The sequence below is a fragment of the Phenylobacterium sp. genome (assembly GCF_041920015.1).
Taxonomy (GTDB): domain Bacteria; phylum Pseudomonadota; class Alphaproteobacteria; order Caulobacterales; family Caulobacteraceae; genus Phenylobacterium.
Map to the genome: position 1 here is coordinate 61,028 of NZ_JAYRST010000005.1, position 13,096 is coordinate 74,123.

A 13,096-nucleotide genomic window follows, 5' to 3' on the forward strand; every position below is an offset into this window, starting at 1 on the left:
GATTTGGCCTTGTTTGTCGGGCGCTTATGCGCCCGCGAAAACGCATGGCAAAGCATCCGCCAATCGCAAATCGATAGCCCATTGAAATGGGGGCGATTTTTTCAGCGACTGCGGCGTTCGAATCCGGTTTGGAGTTCAGACCCTTCACAGGTCGTATTGAAAAATGCAATACGACCTCCTATCTGGAGCTTCGGAGGTGCTCATGCCACGCCAAGCCCAGGGCAAGCCGCATCCGCTTTCAATGCGACTGCCCGACGCCGACCTTGCCATCATCGACCGCGCGGCACGACTGCGAGGCCATTCGCGCACCGATTTCGTGCGCGACGCTGCTGTGCGCGCGGCTGAGGAGGTATTGCTGGAGACGACGTTGATCCGCATGAGTCCGGCAGGCTTCGACGTCTTCATGGCCGCCGTGTCTGGACCCGCCGCACCCGTTCCAGAAATGGTCGAACTGCTCCGGCGCGCCGCTCCTTGGGAAACGAACGATCCGGCAGACGCGAGATAGGCTTTGCCCCTGTCCGCCCCGGAGCTGCTGACGGCCACGCACGACATAGCGGAGTTCTCCTGCGGCAGGCCGTCGCTGGATCGTTGGCTCAAGACGCGAGCGCTTTCCAACCAGGAAAGAGGCTTCACGGCGGTGATGGTCGTTCATGAGTCCGGCCGCGTGGTCGGCTATTACGGCCTTGCGCCGACAGCGGTCATCCCGGGGCGTCTTCCTCGTTCAATCCGCACCGAACAACCGCCCGATCCTGTTCCCTGCCTGCTGCTGGGCCAACTCGCGACGGACAGCGCCTGGGCGGGCAAAGGTATCGGATCGGGCTTGCTCAAACACGCCCTTCAACGCTGCGTAGCCGCCGCCCGCCTCATCGGAGGAAGAGCATTGATCGTCAACGCGGTGGATGATGAAGCCGCCGCTTTCTGGACTCGGCAAGGGTTTGTCCCCGCCAACGATGACCCGTTGACGCTATTCCGCTCAATCGCCGACGTCGCAGCATCCATCGAAATAGCGTAGATCGCATCCAGGGTCGTCTGGTCTTAGCGGGCCTGCTCGATGCGTACGTCCAGCGTTAGATTCGTCCACGCCTTGTCGGTGGTCAGCACCGTGGAGCCGGTCGACGCCGCCAGCGCCAAGCAGGCGCGGTCGCCGAGCGAAAGGCCTTGGCCCCGCGTCATCGCGCGCAGCTTTCCGGCGCGGACCGCCTGCTCAGCATCGAACGGCGCAACCCTCAGGTCGAGGTCGATGAGAATCTCGTCGATCTCCGCATCGGGAACGCCGCGATCCTGCAGCTTCGCCACGACTTCCGAGAGATTGACGGCGCTGATCTGAGCTTCATCCAGCACGGCCTGGATGCTCTGCGCACCGGGCTCCTCGTTCAGCGCGGCGAGCAACGCCGAGGCGTCGAGCACATAGCCGGCGCTACTCATGTTCGGCCGCCTTCCGGCGTTCGGCGATCAATTCGTCCGACAGGCGCATATCGGCTGGGACGTAGCGCCGCAGCCGCTGGCGCGCACGCGCAAGCCCGGCGCGGGCCGGGCGGACATGCAGTTCGCCATCGACGACCGTCATCACCACGGCGTCACCATCGGTGAGGCCCAACTGCTTGCGGATGTCGGCCGGCACCTGAAGCCGCCCGCCGCTGACCAGCTTGCCGCGTTGCATACTCATCAGCACATTTCTTTCAGATGTACAGATTTCACAATGAAATACATATTATGGACAACTAGACAAACTTTTACTGAGTGCGCGCGACTTCTGGTTCGCCATTGCCCGTTGAAGCGCAGGCGGTAAGCTTACGGTCCGCTCGGAGGCCCTTGCATGAAACGCCGACTGTTCCTGGCTGCATTCGCCGCAGCAGCCCTCGCCGCCAGCGCGAGCGCCCAGACAGCCCCCGCGGCGCCCGGCGCCGTGCGCGTGGCCCTGGACACCGCCGACGGGCCGATCCTGGTCGAGGTCTATCCGGACAAGGCGCCGATCACGGCGGGGAATTTCCTGCGCTATGTCGATGAAAAGCGGTTCGACGGCGCGACCTTCTATCGGGCGTCGAAGGTGCCGAACGCGCCGGAATACGGGCTGGTGCAGGGCGGGGTGCAGAACGATCCCAAGCGGGTGCTCAGGCCCATCGCCCACGAGCCGACCACCAAGACCGGCCTCTCGCACGTCGACGGCGCGCTTTCCATGGGCCGCACCGCGCCGGGCACCGCCACCTCGGACTTCTTCATCTGCGTCGGCGACATGCCCTATATGGACGCCGACCCGAAACAGCCCGGCGACAACCTGGGCTTCGCAGTGTTCGGCAAGGTGATCGAGGGCATGGACACGGTGAGGACGATCCTCGCCGAACCCACCTCCCCCACCGCCGGCGAAGGGGTGATGAAGGGCGAGATCCTGGCCAAGCCGGTGAAGATCGTCACCGCCCGGCGGATTTCGAGCTAGGTTTCCATGGCCTTGGCCAGCACGTCGTAGAGCCGCGGGTCGGCGGACTGGGCGACGTTGAAGCGCAGGTAGCCGCTGGCCGAGTGCGACAGGCTGAAGGCGTCGCCGGGCGCCAGCACGATATCGGCCGCCAGGGCCTGCTGGGCGATCCGCCCGGCGTCGAGGCCGCCCGGCAGGCGCATCCACAGGAACATGCCGGCCTGCGGCTCCAGCCAAGGAGTGAGGCCCAGCGTTCCCAGCCGCCGCAGGGTCTCGCCCCGCGCCCGCGCCAGCCGCTCGCGCAGGGCGGCCAAATAGCGCCGATAGCCGCCGTCGGTGAGGATGGAATGCACGAGCTCGGCCGCGAACTGGCCGCCGCCAAACGAGGTGGCGACCTTGAGGTCGACCAGGCCTTCGATCCAATCCGGGCGGGCGGCGACGAAACCGCAGCGCGCAGCGGCCGAGAGGGTCTTGGAGAAACTGCCGATGTGGACGACCCGCTCCAGGCCGTCGAAGGCGGCCAGGCGCGGCGCCGGCTCATGTTCCAGGTCGGCGTAGATATCGTCCTCGACAATGGTCAGGTCGTAGGACTCGGCGAGCTTGAGCAGGCGATGCGCCACCACCGGTGAGAGCGTGGCGCCGGTCGGGTTCTGCGGGCCGGAATTGGTGATGTAGAGCCGCGGCCGATGCTCGGCCAGCAAGGTCTCGAACGCAGTCAGATCGGGGCCGTGCGGGGTCCAGGGCGCGCCGAACACGCGGGCGCGATGGGCGCGCAGCATGGCGTGGAAGTTGAAGTAGCAGGGATCGTCGACGATCACCGCATCGCCCGGCTCCAGCAGGAACCGGCAGACCAGGTCGATCGCCTGGGTGCCCGATTCCGTCAGCATGATCTGGCCGGGCGCGGCCTCCACGCCCCGTTCGGCCAGGCGGCGCGACAGCAGGCCGCGCATCGGTCCATGCCCCAGCGGCGGGCCGTAGTCGGTGAGGTTGGCGTGCCCGGTCCGGGCCAGGGCGCGCATGGCGCGGCGCACGGCCTCCTGCGGCATCCAGTCGGGCGGCAGCCAGCCGCAGCCGGGCTTGAGCGCCCCCCGCCCCGCCTCGAGCGACTGACGCGAAATCCACAAGGGGTCGATCGAGCGGTCCAGGCGCGGCCCGATCTCGGAAAGGGCCAGCGGCGCGGCGTGGCCGGCGACGTAGAAGCCCGATCCGCGCCGCGCCTCGACCACGCCCTCGGCGGCCAGGCGGTCGTAGGCCTCGACCACCGTCGATTTGGAGACACCCATCGCCTGGGCCATGGCGCGGATCGACGGGGCCCGCGCGCCGGGTTGCAGGGTGCGCGCGGCGATGCGCCCACGCAGGGCGGCCATCACCTGTTCGACGCGGGTCGGCCCGCTTCGCTCGCTCATTGTATCGCCATTCGGATCAGTACAGTTCTTGCAAATCGTACCCGACCGTTCCTGGCCTGGCGAGGCCGGCGGCGGCATAGCGCGCCTCGATCTTCGGAGGCGGACATGGACGAGCGCACGCGCGGCTGGATCGACGGCTTCATCGGGGTGGCGATCTTTTCAGGGTCGCTGCCGGCGACGCGGGTCGCGGTGGCCGACTTCGACCCGGTGTTCCTGACGGCGGCCAGGGCGCTGATCGCGGGGCTGCTGAGCCTTGGCCTGCTGGCCGCCTTGAAGGCGCGGCGGCCGGAACGGCGCGACCTTGCGCCCCTGGTCCTGGTGGCGGGCGGCGTGGTGCTGGGCTTTCCGCTGCTCTCGGCGCTGGCGCTCCAGCACATCACCGCGGCCCATTCGATCGTCTTCGTCGGCCTGCTGCCGCTCGCCACGGCCGGCTTTGCGGTGCTGCTGGGCGGCGAGCGGCCCCGCCTTTCCTTCTGGGCGTTCTCGCTGGCCGGGGCGGCGCTGGTGGCGGGCTTCGCCCTGACGCGGGGCGCCGAAGGCTCGGTGGCCGGCGACCTGCTGATGCTGGCCGCCGTGGCGGTCTGCGGCCTGGGCTACGCCGAGGGCGGGCGGCTGGCGCGCCGGCTCGGCGGCTGGCAGGTGATCTGCTGGGCGCTGGCGATCTCCATGCCGGTCATGGCGATGGTGGCGCTCTGCGCCTGGCCGGCGAGCCTGGCGCACGTCGGCGCGCCGGCCAGGGCGGGCCTGGCCTATGTGTCGCTGTTCAGCATGCTGATCGGGTTCGTGTTCTGGTATCGCGGCCTGGCGCTGGGCGGGGTGGCGGCGGTGGGGCAGTTGCAGTTACTGCAGCCCTTCATGGGCCTCGTCCTGGCCGCAGGCCTGCTGGGCGAGCCGGTCGGCTGGCCCATGGCGGCGGTGACCGCCGGGGTGGTGCTGTGCGTGGCGGGGGCCAGGCGCTTCGCCTGACCCCACTGCATAAAGCGCCTAGTCCTTGGCGCGCTCGGAATAGGTCCAGTCTTCCGTCAGGATGACCACGCGGGTGCCGCTGGTGATGTAGGGCGGGACCATGATCCGCTGGCCGTTGGTCAGGATGGCCGGCTTGTAGGACGACGAGGCGGTCTGGCCCTTCACCGACGGTTCGGTCTCGGCGATCTCGAAGGTGACGGTGCGCGGCAGTTCCATGGCGATCGGCACGCCTTCGTGCACCGACAGCACCACCGACATGCCGTCACTGAGCCAGGGGGCGCTGTCGCCCACGGTCTCTTCCGACACCACGACCTGATCGTAGGTCTCGGGCTGCATGAAGTGGTAGCCCTCGCCGTCCTGGTAGAGGAAGTTGTAGGTGCGGTCGTCGACGAAGGCGCGTTCGACCTGCTCGGTCGTGCGCCAGCGTTCCGACACCTTCACGCCGTCGGAGATGCGGCGCATGTTGAGTTGGGTGACAGGGGTCCCCTTGCCGGGGTGGATGTTTTCGGCGGTCAGGACGACATAGAGCTTGCCGTCCATATCAACGACGGCGCCTTTCCTGAGCGAGCTGGCAGCGACCTTCACGTAGTTCGTCCTTAAGCCTATGGGGGAGGCCGTCCATCGGCCTCGCGCGATTCCGCCGAGCGGCGGGCTTGGGCGCGCACCTATACGAAGAGGGCGATTTTCGCCAGTCATGATCGAATGGGCCGTATGAACGAGCACCGCCCCGCGCCCTGGTGGCGCGCCGACATCCACCAGGACCGCCGCCCGTTCCTGACTGCACGCGGGGCGATCACGCGGGCGACGCGCGGCTGGTTCGAGGCCCGGGGCTTCACCGAGGTCGAGGGCGCCGCCCTACAGGTCTCGCCCGGCAACGAGGCGCACCTGCACGCCTTTTCCACGGAAATCATTGGCGATTCGGGCGAGCGGCGGCCGCTCTACCTGCACACCTCGCCCGAGTTCGCCTGCAAGAAGCTGCTGGCGGCCGGCGAGACGCGAATTTTCGACTTCGCGCGGGTCTGGCGCAATCGCGAGCGCGGGCCGTTGCACCACCCGGAATTCACCCTGCTCGAATGGTATCGGACGCATGAACCCTACAAGCAACTGATGGCCGACTGCGCCGACCTGCTGGCCCTGGCGGCGGAGACGACCGGCGCCAAAACCCTTTCCTATCGGCAGGTATCGGCCGACCCCTTCCAGGAACCTGAGCGATTGAGCCTGCAGGAGGCGTTCGAGCGCTTCGCGGGGATCGACCTGCTGGCCACGGCCTCGGCGAGCGGCGAGACCGACCGCGAGGGGCTAGCCGCGGCGGCGCGGGACGCGGGCGTGCGCGTTTCCGACGACGACGTCTGGGCCGACATCTATTCCAAGGTGCTGGTCGAGAAGATCGAGCCGAACCTGGGGATCGGCCGGCCGACCATCCTTTGCGAATACCCGATCAGCGAGGCGGCCCTGGCCCGGCCCAAGCCGGCCGACCCGCGCGTGGCCGAGCGCTTCGAGCTCTATGCCTGCGGGGTGGAACTGGCCAACGCCTTCGGCGAGTTGAGCGACCCGGTGGAGCAGCGGCGGCGCTTCCAGGCCGAGATGGACGAGAAGGCCCGGGTCTATGGCGAGCGCTATCCGATCGACGAGGACTTCCTGGCCGCCCTGCCCCACATGCCGCCCGCCTGCGGCTCGGCGCTCGGCTTCGACCGGCTGGTGATGCTGGCGACCGGCGCCCGGCGGATCGAGGACGTGATCTGGACGCCGATGGCCGAGCCATTTTCCTAAGGTGTCATCCCGGTTTCGGCGCAGCCGAAGACCGGGACCCATTCGCGTCCGAATTTGAAGAATGGGCGCGGCCGGGCCGCATCCTGACATATCTGGTGTTCATGGGTCCCGGTCTTGCTTCGCAAACCGGGATGACACCCGGTGGAGGCCGAGATTTGCCCGCAGGTCGCGCATGGGCCATATGCGCGGGCGATGAGCACGATCCGCAAAGCCGGCGACCTGGTCGCCGCCGGGCTGGCGCCGCTGGAGCGGCTGCCGGAGCTGGAGCGCGTGGCGGCGCGGTACGCCGTGGCGATCACACCGGCCGTGGCGGAGCTGATCGACCCGGCCGATCCGCACGATCCGATCGCCCGGCAGTTCGTCCCGACCGGAGAGGAGCTGGAGACCGGGCCTCTGGAGCGCGCCGATCCCATCGGCGACTTCGCGCACAGTCCGGTCGAGGGGATCGTGCACCGCTATCGCGACCGGGTGCTGCTGAAGCCGACCCATACCTGCGCGGTCTATTGCCGGTTCTGCTTCCGGCGCGAGATGGTGGGGCCCGAGGGGCTGTCGAATCTGACGCCGGGCCAGCTCGACGCCGCCTTCGCCTATATCGCCGCGCGGCCGCAGATCTGGGAGGTGATCGTCACCGGCGGCGATCCCCTGGTGCTGTCGCCGCGGCGGCTGGCCGAGTTGTCGGCGCGGCTGGCGCGGATCGAGCATGTGAAGGTGGTGCGCTATCACACCCGCATTCCGGCGGTCGATCCGGCCGCGGTCACGGACGGATTGATCGAGGCCCTGCGCTGCGAGGGAAAAGCGGTTTATGTGGCCCTGCACGCCAACCATCCGCGCGAACTGACCCCGGCGGCGCGGGCGGCATGTGCGAAGATCATCGATGCGGGTCTGCCGATGTTGAGCCAGACGGTGCTGCTGAAAGGCGTCAACGACGATCCCGACACGCTGGGCGCCCTGATGCGCGCCTTCGTGGAGACGCGGATTCGGCCCTACTACCTGCACCACGGCGACCTGGCGCCCGGCACGGCGCACCTGCGCACCAGCCTGGAAGAGGGCCAGGCGCTGATGCGGGCGCTGCGCGGGACCTATTCGGGCCTCTGCCAGCCGACCTATGTGCTCGACATCCCCGGCGGCCACGGCAAGGCGCCGGTCGGCCCGAACTATGTCGGCGATGGCGAGGTCGAAGACCCGAACGGCGGGCGCCACGCCTATCCGCCTGCGGTCGATTAGGAGCCTGAATGTGGATTGGTTCCAGGATGGGCTCCGCTCCACATATACTCTTACTCTACGCCATATTTTGATGTGCACATGGAATCACACATCATGATCCAGGATTGATGTTGAATAATTTTCTATATTTAGAAGCATCCATTTCTATAGAATCTTCTGATTTTAATATACCATCTTGATCAACTGTTATAATTCTGCTACTAACGGCATATTTTCCACTATTATTAACCATAGTTTTAAGAATTAGAAATGCAACAGAATTATCTCTGCAACTTATGTAAATTTGTGGGACAACATTGTTGCTCTTAAGATCATGCATCCATCCATCGGGAACACTAGCGGTATGGTTCCCGTAGGAAATTGTGGCCATGAAAGGCGAGCGGGCTCCCACATTTATTGATAGCTTAACCGATCGCCCTTCGCATACCGCCGACGTTTCATAAGAAACGGCAATTGGCATATGCGCATGGGGTCCGATATTAACCGGAACCGCTATGGTTTCTTGAAGAAGAACAAGCCCCACCATAAGAGCCGAATGCATAAATTTGCCCTCCCGTGGATAATTGGGAAATGGAGATTTAGGCGGTCAGGCTTCTCGCCACGGCTTCGGCGACCTTGATGCCGTCGATGGAGGCCGAGAGGATGCCGCCAGCGTAGCCCGCCCCCTCCCCGGCCGGATAGAGGCCGATGGTGTTGAGGCTCTGGAAATCGGCGCCGCGGGTGATGCGGACGGGCGAGGAGGTTCGGGTCTCGACCCCGGTCAGCACGGCGTCGGCATGGTCGAAGCCCGGAATCTGGCGGGCGAAGACCGGCAGGGCTTCGCGGATGGCGGCGATGGCGAAGTCCGGCAGGCAGGTCGAAAGGTCGGTCGGGGTGACGCCGGGGCGGTAGGACGGGACCACCTCGCCCAGGCTGGTCGAGGGCTGGCCCGCTAGGAAGTCGCCGACCCGCTGGCCCGGCGCGGCGTAGGTTCCGCCGCCGGCGACGAAGGCCTCAGATTCCCAGTGGCGCTGAAGGGCGATGCCGGCCAGCGGATGGCCTGGATAGTCGCGTTGGGGGTCGATGCCGACCACGATGCCGGCGTTGGCGTTGCGCTCGTTGCGCGAATACTGGCTCATGCCGTTGGTGACGACGCGGCCCGGCTCTGAGGCGGCGGCGACCACCGTGCCGCCCGGGCACATGCAGAAGCTGTAGACGGTGCGGCCGTTGGAGCAGTGGTGCGAGAGGCTGTAGGCCGCCGCGCCCAGGTCGGCATGGCCGGCGCTGGAGCCGAAGCGGGCGCGGTCGATCCAGGATTGCGGATGCTCGATGCGGAAGCCGAGAGAAAACGGCTTGGCCTCCAGATGGACGCCGCGGTCGAACAACACCTGGAAGGTGTCGCGCGAGGAGTGGCCGAGGGCGAGGACGACGTGGTCGGCCTCGACATAGTCGCCGCCCTCCAGGCGCAGGCCGCGCAGCCGGCGACGGCCGCCCTCCTCGGCGATGTCGAAGTCCTCGACCTTGTGCTGGAAGCGGTACTCGCCGCCGAGCGCCTCGATCTTCTCGCGCATGGCCTCGACCATGGTCACCAGGCGGAAGGTGCCGACGTGAGGATGGGCCTCGGTGAGGATTTCCGGCGGGGCGCCGGCGGCGACGAACTCGCTCAGCACCTTGCGGCTGAGAAAGCGCGGGTCCTTGACCTGGCTGTAGAGCTTGCCGTCGGAGAAGGTGCCGGCGCCGCCCTCCCCGAACTGGACGTTGGATTCCGGGTGAAGCTTGCTGCGCCGCCAGAGGTCCCAGGTGTCCTTGGTGCGCTGGCGGACCACCTTGCCGCGTTCGAGGATGATCGGGCGAAAGCCCATCTCGGCCAGGATCAGGCCGGCGAAGAGGCCGCAGGGGCCGGCGCCGATCACCACCGGACGGCGGGAAAGGTCCGCCGGGGCGCGGGCGACGTGGCGATAGGCCATGTCGGGCGTGGGCTGGACGTTGCGGTCGCCGGCGTGGCGGGCGAGGACCGTCGCCTCGTCGCTCACGGTCACGTCGACCGTATAGACCATCAGGATCGCGGCCTTGCGGCGCGCGTCATGGGCCCTGCGGAACACCTCGAACGAGACGAGCTCGGCGGCCGGCCCGCCCAGCCGTTCGAGAACGGCGTCGCGCAACGCCTCCGGCGGGTGGCCGAGCGGCAGCTTCAGTTCGGTCAGTCGCAACATCGGCGGGCTTTTAGCTGTCCATCTCGGTCATGGGGAGGACAATCGCATATGGGTGTCATCACGGTTTGCGAAGCAAGACCGCGCCCCATGAACGCCGATGGTTCAGAGCCTGATCTGGCAGGGAAAACTCTGCAAAATCAGGTGTTCATGGGCCCCGGACAAGCGCCGAGCGCTTTTCGGAACGACACGCAGGGGCTCGGCCCGCCCTACTCCACCGGCACGGTGTAGTTCAGGGCCAGGCGGCCGCCGTCGGGATAGAGGGTCTGGCCGGTCATGTAGGAAGAATCCTCACAGGCGAGGAAGACGGCGACGCGGCCGATCTCCGCCGGCTCGCCGAAGCGGCCGAGCGGGGTGCGCTGGAGCACCCGGCGGCGGGCCGCCTCGTCCTGCATCACGCCCTTGAGGATGTCGGTGACGACGGTGCCGGGACCGATGGCGTTGACCCGGACGCCGTGCGGCGCCAGCGCCAGCGCCATGGCCTTGGTCATCTGGGAGAGGCCGCCCTTCGAGGTCACGTAGGCGATCTGGTTGGGGATCGCCAAGACCGCATTGATCGAGGACATGTTGATGATCGAGCCCTTGATCCTGGCGTCGACCATATGCCGCGCGACGGTCTGGCCGACCACGAAGGGCGCGCGCAGATTGACGGCCAGGACGCGGTCGAAGTCCTCCAGGCTGGCGTCGAGGATGTCGCCGGCGGCCAGGACGCCGGCGTTGTTCACCAGGACGTCGATGCGGCCCAGCAGGGCGGCGGCGCGGATCACCGCCATGCGCGCGGCCTCGGCGTCGGCGAGATCGCAGGCCAGGGCGTGGACGGTGCGGCCCGACCGCCCGGCCAGGTCGGCGGCGACAGCGGCGACCTTCGCCTCGTCGAGGTCGAGCAGGACCAGGTCGCAGCCCTCCTCGGCGAAGGCTTCGGCGCAGCCCAGGCCGATGCCGCCGGCCGCGCCGGTGATGAGGGCGCAACGCCCGGCCAGGCGAGCGGTCATCACCAGGCGCCCGTATTCTGCATGGAGGCCCAGGGCTCGGCCGGGGCTCTACGCTCCCCGGCCTGGAGCAATTCGATGGAGATGCCGTCGGGCGAGCGGACGAAGGCCATGTGGCCGTCGCGCGGCGGACGGTTGATGGTCACCCCGCCGTCCATCAGCCGCTGGCAGACCGCGTAGATGTCGTCGACCGCATAGGCCAGGTGGCCGAAATTGCGGCCGCCCTGATAGTCCTCGACATCCCAGTTGAAGGTCAGTTCGACCATCGGCGCCTTGGTTTGGCGAGCGCCCGCCTCGTCGCCGGGAGCGCACAGGAAGACCAGGGTGAAACGGCCGGCGGGATTGTCGATTCGCGAGGCTTCGACCAGGCCGAGCTTGTTGCAGTAAAAGTCGAGCGAGGCGTCGAGGTCCGATACGCGGACCATGGTGTGCAGATATCTCACGACGGCGGACCTTCTTTCCAAAAACGGGCGCGACTTGTCGCGCTCTTTAAAGAGCAGGCAACAGCTTGCTGCAATCCTGCGGCCTCCGGGGCACAATATCGGCTCTGATATCGACCTGTCCGCGATTTCATTTGCGCTCGCAGAACGGCGGCATCAGAAGTTCATGAGTCTATTCGGCGGCCCGGGCGTACGACTGCGATCACAAGCGGTCACGACTTCGTAGCTGCGTTCCGGGGGAAACGGCTCTTATGCGTCTCAAGCCTGAGTACATGTTCGTGATCGTGGTGCTGGCGGTGCTGCTGGCCGCCTTCGCGATCGGGACGGTCGTCAACCGCGCCGGCAAGTCGGGCGCGGCGGAGGCCAAGACCACCGACGCGCCGCCGACCGTCCAGGCCGCCCTGACCCCCGAAGTCGCCCGTGAATATGCGACGGCCCTGCGCGGCCGCACCGAATCGGCCCGCAGCGTGGTGGTCCGCTCCGAAACCGCCGGCGTGGTCGCCGCGACCCCGGCGGTGGAAGGCTCGTTCGTGCGCAAGGGCGCGGTGCTCTGCCGGCTGAACATCGACGCCCGCCAAGCGACGCTGGATCAGGCGCGCGCGGCCCTGCGCTCGCGCGAGCTGCAGCAGAAGGCCTCGGCCGAGCTGGCGGCCAAGGGCTATCGCTCTCAGACCCAGGTGCTGCAGGACCAGGCCAATCTGGACGCCGCCGCCGCCGCCGTGCGCCAGGCCGAGCTGGGGGTCGAGCAGATGAGCATCCGCGCCCCGTTCGACGGGGTGTTCGACAAGCGCGACGCCGAGATCGGGACCTATCTGTCGCCGGGCCAGGCCTGCGGCACGGTGATCGAGCTCAATCCGCTGCTGGTGGTCGGCGACCTGCCGGAAACCGAGGCGTCCAAGGTGCGGGTCGGCGCCCACGCCACCGCCAAGCTGACCTCCGGCGAGACGCTTTCGGGCAAGGTCCGCTACGCCGCCCGCGAGGCCGACGCCCAGACGCGCACCTATCGCGTCGAGATCACCGCGGCCAATCCGCAGATGACCCGCTCGGGCCTGTCGGCGGAGGTGCGGATCGGCTCGGGCGCGGGCCCGGCGCACCTGGTCCCGCTGTCGTCGCTGGTGCTGGACGCCGCCGGCCGCCAGGGCGTGCGCTACGTGCTGGCCGACAGCACCGTGGGGTTCGCGCCGATCAAGGTGCTGGAAGAGACGCCTCAAGGCATATGGGTGACCGGCCTGAAGGGGCCGGTGCGCGTCATCACCGTCGGCCAGTCCTATGTGGCCGAGGGACAGAAGGTTCGGGTGGCCGCGGCGCGCTAGGGCGCGCCCGCCGCTCCATCAGGAGACGAGGCCATGATCGGACCCTTGATCGACGGCGCCATCAAGCGACGAAAGGTCGTGCTTGCGGTGGCGCTGATCGCCGGCCTGTTCGGATTTTTCGCCTATCTGTCGATGCCGCGGGAATCCAATCCCAACATCGACTTCCCGTTCATCGCGATCATCGTGCCCTATCCCGGCGTCAGCCCCGAGGACGCCGAGCGGCTGCTGGTGCGGCCGCTGGAGACCGAGCTGCAGACGATCGAAGGCATTAAGGAGATGAACGCGGTCGCCCGCCAGAGCATGGCGATCGTGAACCTGGAGTTCGAGGCCAACTTCAAGAAGGACAAGGCCCTGGCCGAGGTGCGCGCCAAGGTCGACCTGGCGCG

16 protein-coding genes are annotated in these 13,096 nt (G+C 67.4%); 8 read left to right on the top strand and 8 right to left on the bottom strand.

Annotation, left to right across the window (positions count from 1 at the left end):
• The first annotated feature begins 202 nt into the window (after window positions 1-202).
• Window positions 203-505: a DUF1778 domain-containing protein gene (locus ACE3TL_RS02345; protein ID WP_374577042.1), complete on the top strand. Its 303-nt coding sequence runs from the start codon at window positions 203-205 to the stop codon at window positions 503-505.
• Between the two features lie 3 nt (window positions 506-508).
• Window positions 509-1,012 carry a GNAT family N-acetyltransferase gene (locus tag ACE3TL_RS02350; protein WP_374577043.1) on the top strand — a complete coding sequence of 168 codons (504 nt, stop codon included), beginning with the start codon at window positions 509-511 and terminating at the stop codon, window positions 1,010-1,012.
• Window positions 1,013-1,035: 23 nt separating this feature from the next.
• Here ACE3TL_RS02350 and ACE3TL_RS02355 read toward each other — a convergent pair whose 3' ends face one another.
• Both ACE3TL_RS02355 and ACE3TL_RS02360 read right to left on the bottom strand, forming a co-directional pair.
• Window positions 1,036-1,425 (bottom strand): type II toxin-antitoxin system VapC family toxin, encoded by a 390-nt coding sequence (locus ACE3TL_RS02355; protein WP_374577044.1) that lies wholly within the window; start codon window positions 1,423-1,425, stop codon window positions 1,036-1,038.
• Complete coding sequence (locus ACE3TL_RS02360) at window positions 1,418-1,666, bottom strand: AbrB/MazE/SpoVT family DNA-binding domain-containing protein (protein ID WP_374577045.1); 249 nt, start codon at window positions 1,664-1,666, stop codon at window positions 1,418-1,420. The genes ACE3TL_RS02355 and ACE3TL_RS02360 overlap by 8 nt, the downstream gene beginning before the upstream one ends.
• Before the next feature lie 150 nt (window positions 1,667-1,816).
• On the opposite strand from ACE3TL_RS02360, the gene ACE3TL_RS02365 reads away from it, so the two are divergent.
• Window positions 1,817-2,434, top strand: coding sequence for a peptidylprolyl isomerase (locus ACE3TL_RS02365; RefSeq protein ID WP_374577046.1), 618 nt, complete (start codon window positions 1,817-1,819; stop codon window positions 2,432-2,434).
• On the opposite strand, the gene ACE3TL_RS02370 is transcribed toward ACE3TL_RS02365, so the two are convergent.
• A complete protein-coding gene (locus tag ACE3TL_RS02370) occupies window positions 2,431-3,819 on the bottom strand; it encodes a PLP-dependent aminotransferase family protein (protein WP_374577047.1) in 1,389 nt (462 codons plus the stop codon). The genes ACE3TL_RS02365 and ACE3TL_RS02370 overlap by 4 nt on opposite strands.
• Window positions 3,820-3,924: 105 nt before the next feature.
• Here ACE3TL_RS02370 and ACE3TL_RS02375 point away from each other — a divergent pair, with 105 nt between their 5' ends.
• Window positions 3,925-4,785, top strand: a complete 861-nt coding sequence (locus ACE3TL_RS02375; protein ID WP_374577048.1) for a DMT family transporter — start codon at window positions 3,925-3,927, stop codon at window positions 4,783-4,785.
• An 18-nt stretch (window positions 4,786-4,803) separates the two neighbouring features.
• On the opposite strand, the gene efp is transcribed toward ACE3TL_RS02375, so the two are convergent.
• Window positions 4,804-5,370 carry an elongation factor P gene (gene efp, locus ACE3TL_RS02380; RefSeq protein WP_374577049.1) on the bottom strand — a complete coding sequence of 189 codons (567 nt, stop codon included), beginning with the start codon at window positions 5,368-5,370 and terminating at the stop codon, window positions 4,804-4,806.
• A 126-nt stretch (window positions 5,371-5,496) separates the two neighbouring features.
• On the opposite strand from efp, the gene epmA reads away from it, so the two are divergent.
• Both epmA and ACE3TL_RS02390 read left to right on the top strand, forming a co-directional pair.
• On the top strand, window positions 5,497-6,555 hold the full coding sequence (gene epmA / locus ACE3TL_RS02385; protein ID WP_374577050.1) for an EF-P lysine aminoacylase EpmA: 1,059 nt from the start codon (window positions 5,497-5,499) through the stop codon (window positions 6,553-6,555).
• Between the two features lie 192 nt (window positions 6,556-6,747).
• Window positions 6,748-7,779, top strand: coding sequence for a lysine-2,3-aminomutase-like protein (locus tag ACE3TL_RS02390; protein ID WP_374577051.1), 1,032 nt, complete (start codon window positions 6,748-6,750; stop codon window positions 7,777-7,779).
• 91 nt (window positions 7,780-7,870) lie between these two features.
• Here the strand turns inward: ACE3TL_RS02390 and ACE3TL_RS02395 are convergent, their stop codons facing one another.
• The 4 genes from ACE3TL_RS02395 to ACE3TL_RS02410 all read right to left on the bottom strand — a co-directional run bounded on the left by ACE3TL_RS02395 (window position 7,871) and on the right by ACE3TL_RS02410 (window position 11,400).
• On the bottom strand, window positions 7,871-8,320 hold the full coding sequence (locus ACE3TL_RS02395; protein WP_374577052.1) for a hypothetical protein: 450 nt from the start codon (window positions 8,318-8,320) through the stop codon (window positions 7,871-7,873).
• Window positions 8,321-8,357: 37 nt separating this feature from the next.
• On the bottom strand, window positions 8,358-9,971 hold the full coding sequence (locus tag ACE3TL_RS02400; protein ID WP_374577053.1) for an NAD(P)/FAD-dependent oxidoreductase: 1,614 nt from the start codon (window positions 9,969-9,971) through the stop codon (window positions 8,358-8,360).
• A 206-nt stretch (window positions 9,972-10,177) separates the two neighbouring features.
• Window positions 10,178-10,960: an SDR family NAD(P)-dependent oxidoreductase gene (locus tag ACE3TL_RS02405; protein WP_374577054.1), complete on the bottom strand. Its 783-nt coding sequence runs from the start codon at window positions 10,958-10,960 to the stop codon at window positions 10,178-10,180.
• Window positions 10,960-11,400, bottom strand: coding sequence for a VOC family protein (locus tag ACE3TL_RS02410; protein WP_374577055.1), 441 nt, complete (start codon window positions 11,398-11,400; stop codon window positions 10,960-10,962). The genes ACE3TL_RS02405 and ACE3TL_RS02410 overlap by 1 nt, the downstream gene beginning before the upstream one ends.
• A 248-nt stretch (window positions 11,401-11,648) precedes the next feature.
• Between ACE3TL_RS02410 and ACE3TL_RS02415 the strand changes: the two genes are divergently transcribed.
• Entirely contained in the window at window positions 11,649-12,710 is a 1,062-nt protein-coding gene (locus ACE3TL_RS02415; protein WP_374577056.1) for an efflux RND transporter periplasmic adaptor subunit, read from the top strand.
• A 33-nt stretch (window positions 12,711-12,743) separates the two neighbouring features.
• A partial coding sequence (locus tag ACE3TL_RS02420; RefSeq protein WP_374577057.1) for an efflux RND transporter permease subunit occupies window positions 12,744-13,096 on the top strand: 353 nt, incomplete at its 3' end.

Coding starts and splice junctions, on each gene's coding strand:
- ACE3TL_RS02345 (WP_374577042.1), top strand. CDS start 203: ATGCCACGCCAAGCCCAGGGCAAGCCGCATCCGCTTTCAATGCGACTG.
- ACE3TL_RS02355 (WP_374577044.1), bottom strand. CDS start 1,425: ATGAGTAGCGCCGGCTATGTGCTCGACGCCTCGGCGTTGCTCGCCGCG.
- ACE3TL_RS02360 (WP_374577045.1), bottom strand. CDS start 1,666: ATGAGTATGCAACGCGGCAAGCTGGTCAGCGGCGGGCGGCTTCAGGTG.
- ACE3TL_RS02365 (WP_374577046.1), top strand. CDS start 1,817: ATGAAACGCCGACTGTTCCTGGCTGCATTCGCCGCAGCAGCCCTCGCC.
- ACE3TL_RS02370 (WP_374577047.1), bottom strand. CDS start 3,819: ATGAGCGAGCGAAGCGGGCCGACCCGCGTCGAACAGGTGATGGCCGCC.
- ACE3TL_RS02375 (WP_374577048.1), top strand. CDS start 3,925: ATGGACGAGCGCACGCGCGGCTGGATCGACGGCTTCATCGGGGTGGCG.
- epmA (WP_374577050.1), top strand. CDS start 5,497: ATGAACGAGCACCGCCCCGCGCCCTGGTGGCGCGCCGACATCCACCAG.
- ACE3TL_RS02390 (WP_374577051.1), top strand. CDS start 6,748: ATGAGCACGATCCGCAAAGCCGGCGACCTGGTCGCCGCCGGGCTGGCG.
- ACE3TL_RS02395 (WP_374577052.1), bottom strand. CDS start 8,320: ATGCATTCGGCTCTTATGGTGGGGCTTGTTCTTCTTCAAGAAACCATA.
- ACE3TL_RS02400 (WP_374577053.1), bottom strand. CDS start 9,971: ATGTTGCGACTGACCGAACTGAAGCTGCCGCTCGGCCACCCGCCGGAG.
- ACE3TL_RS02405 (WP_374577054.1), bottom strand. CDS start 10,960: ATGACCGCTCGCCTGGCCGGGCGTTGCGCCCTCATCACCGGCGCGGCC.
- ACE3TL_RS02415 (WP_374577056.1), top strand. CDS start 11,649: ATGCGTCTCAAGCCTGAGTACATGTTCGTGATCGTGGTGCTGGCGGTG.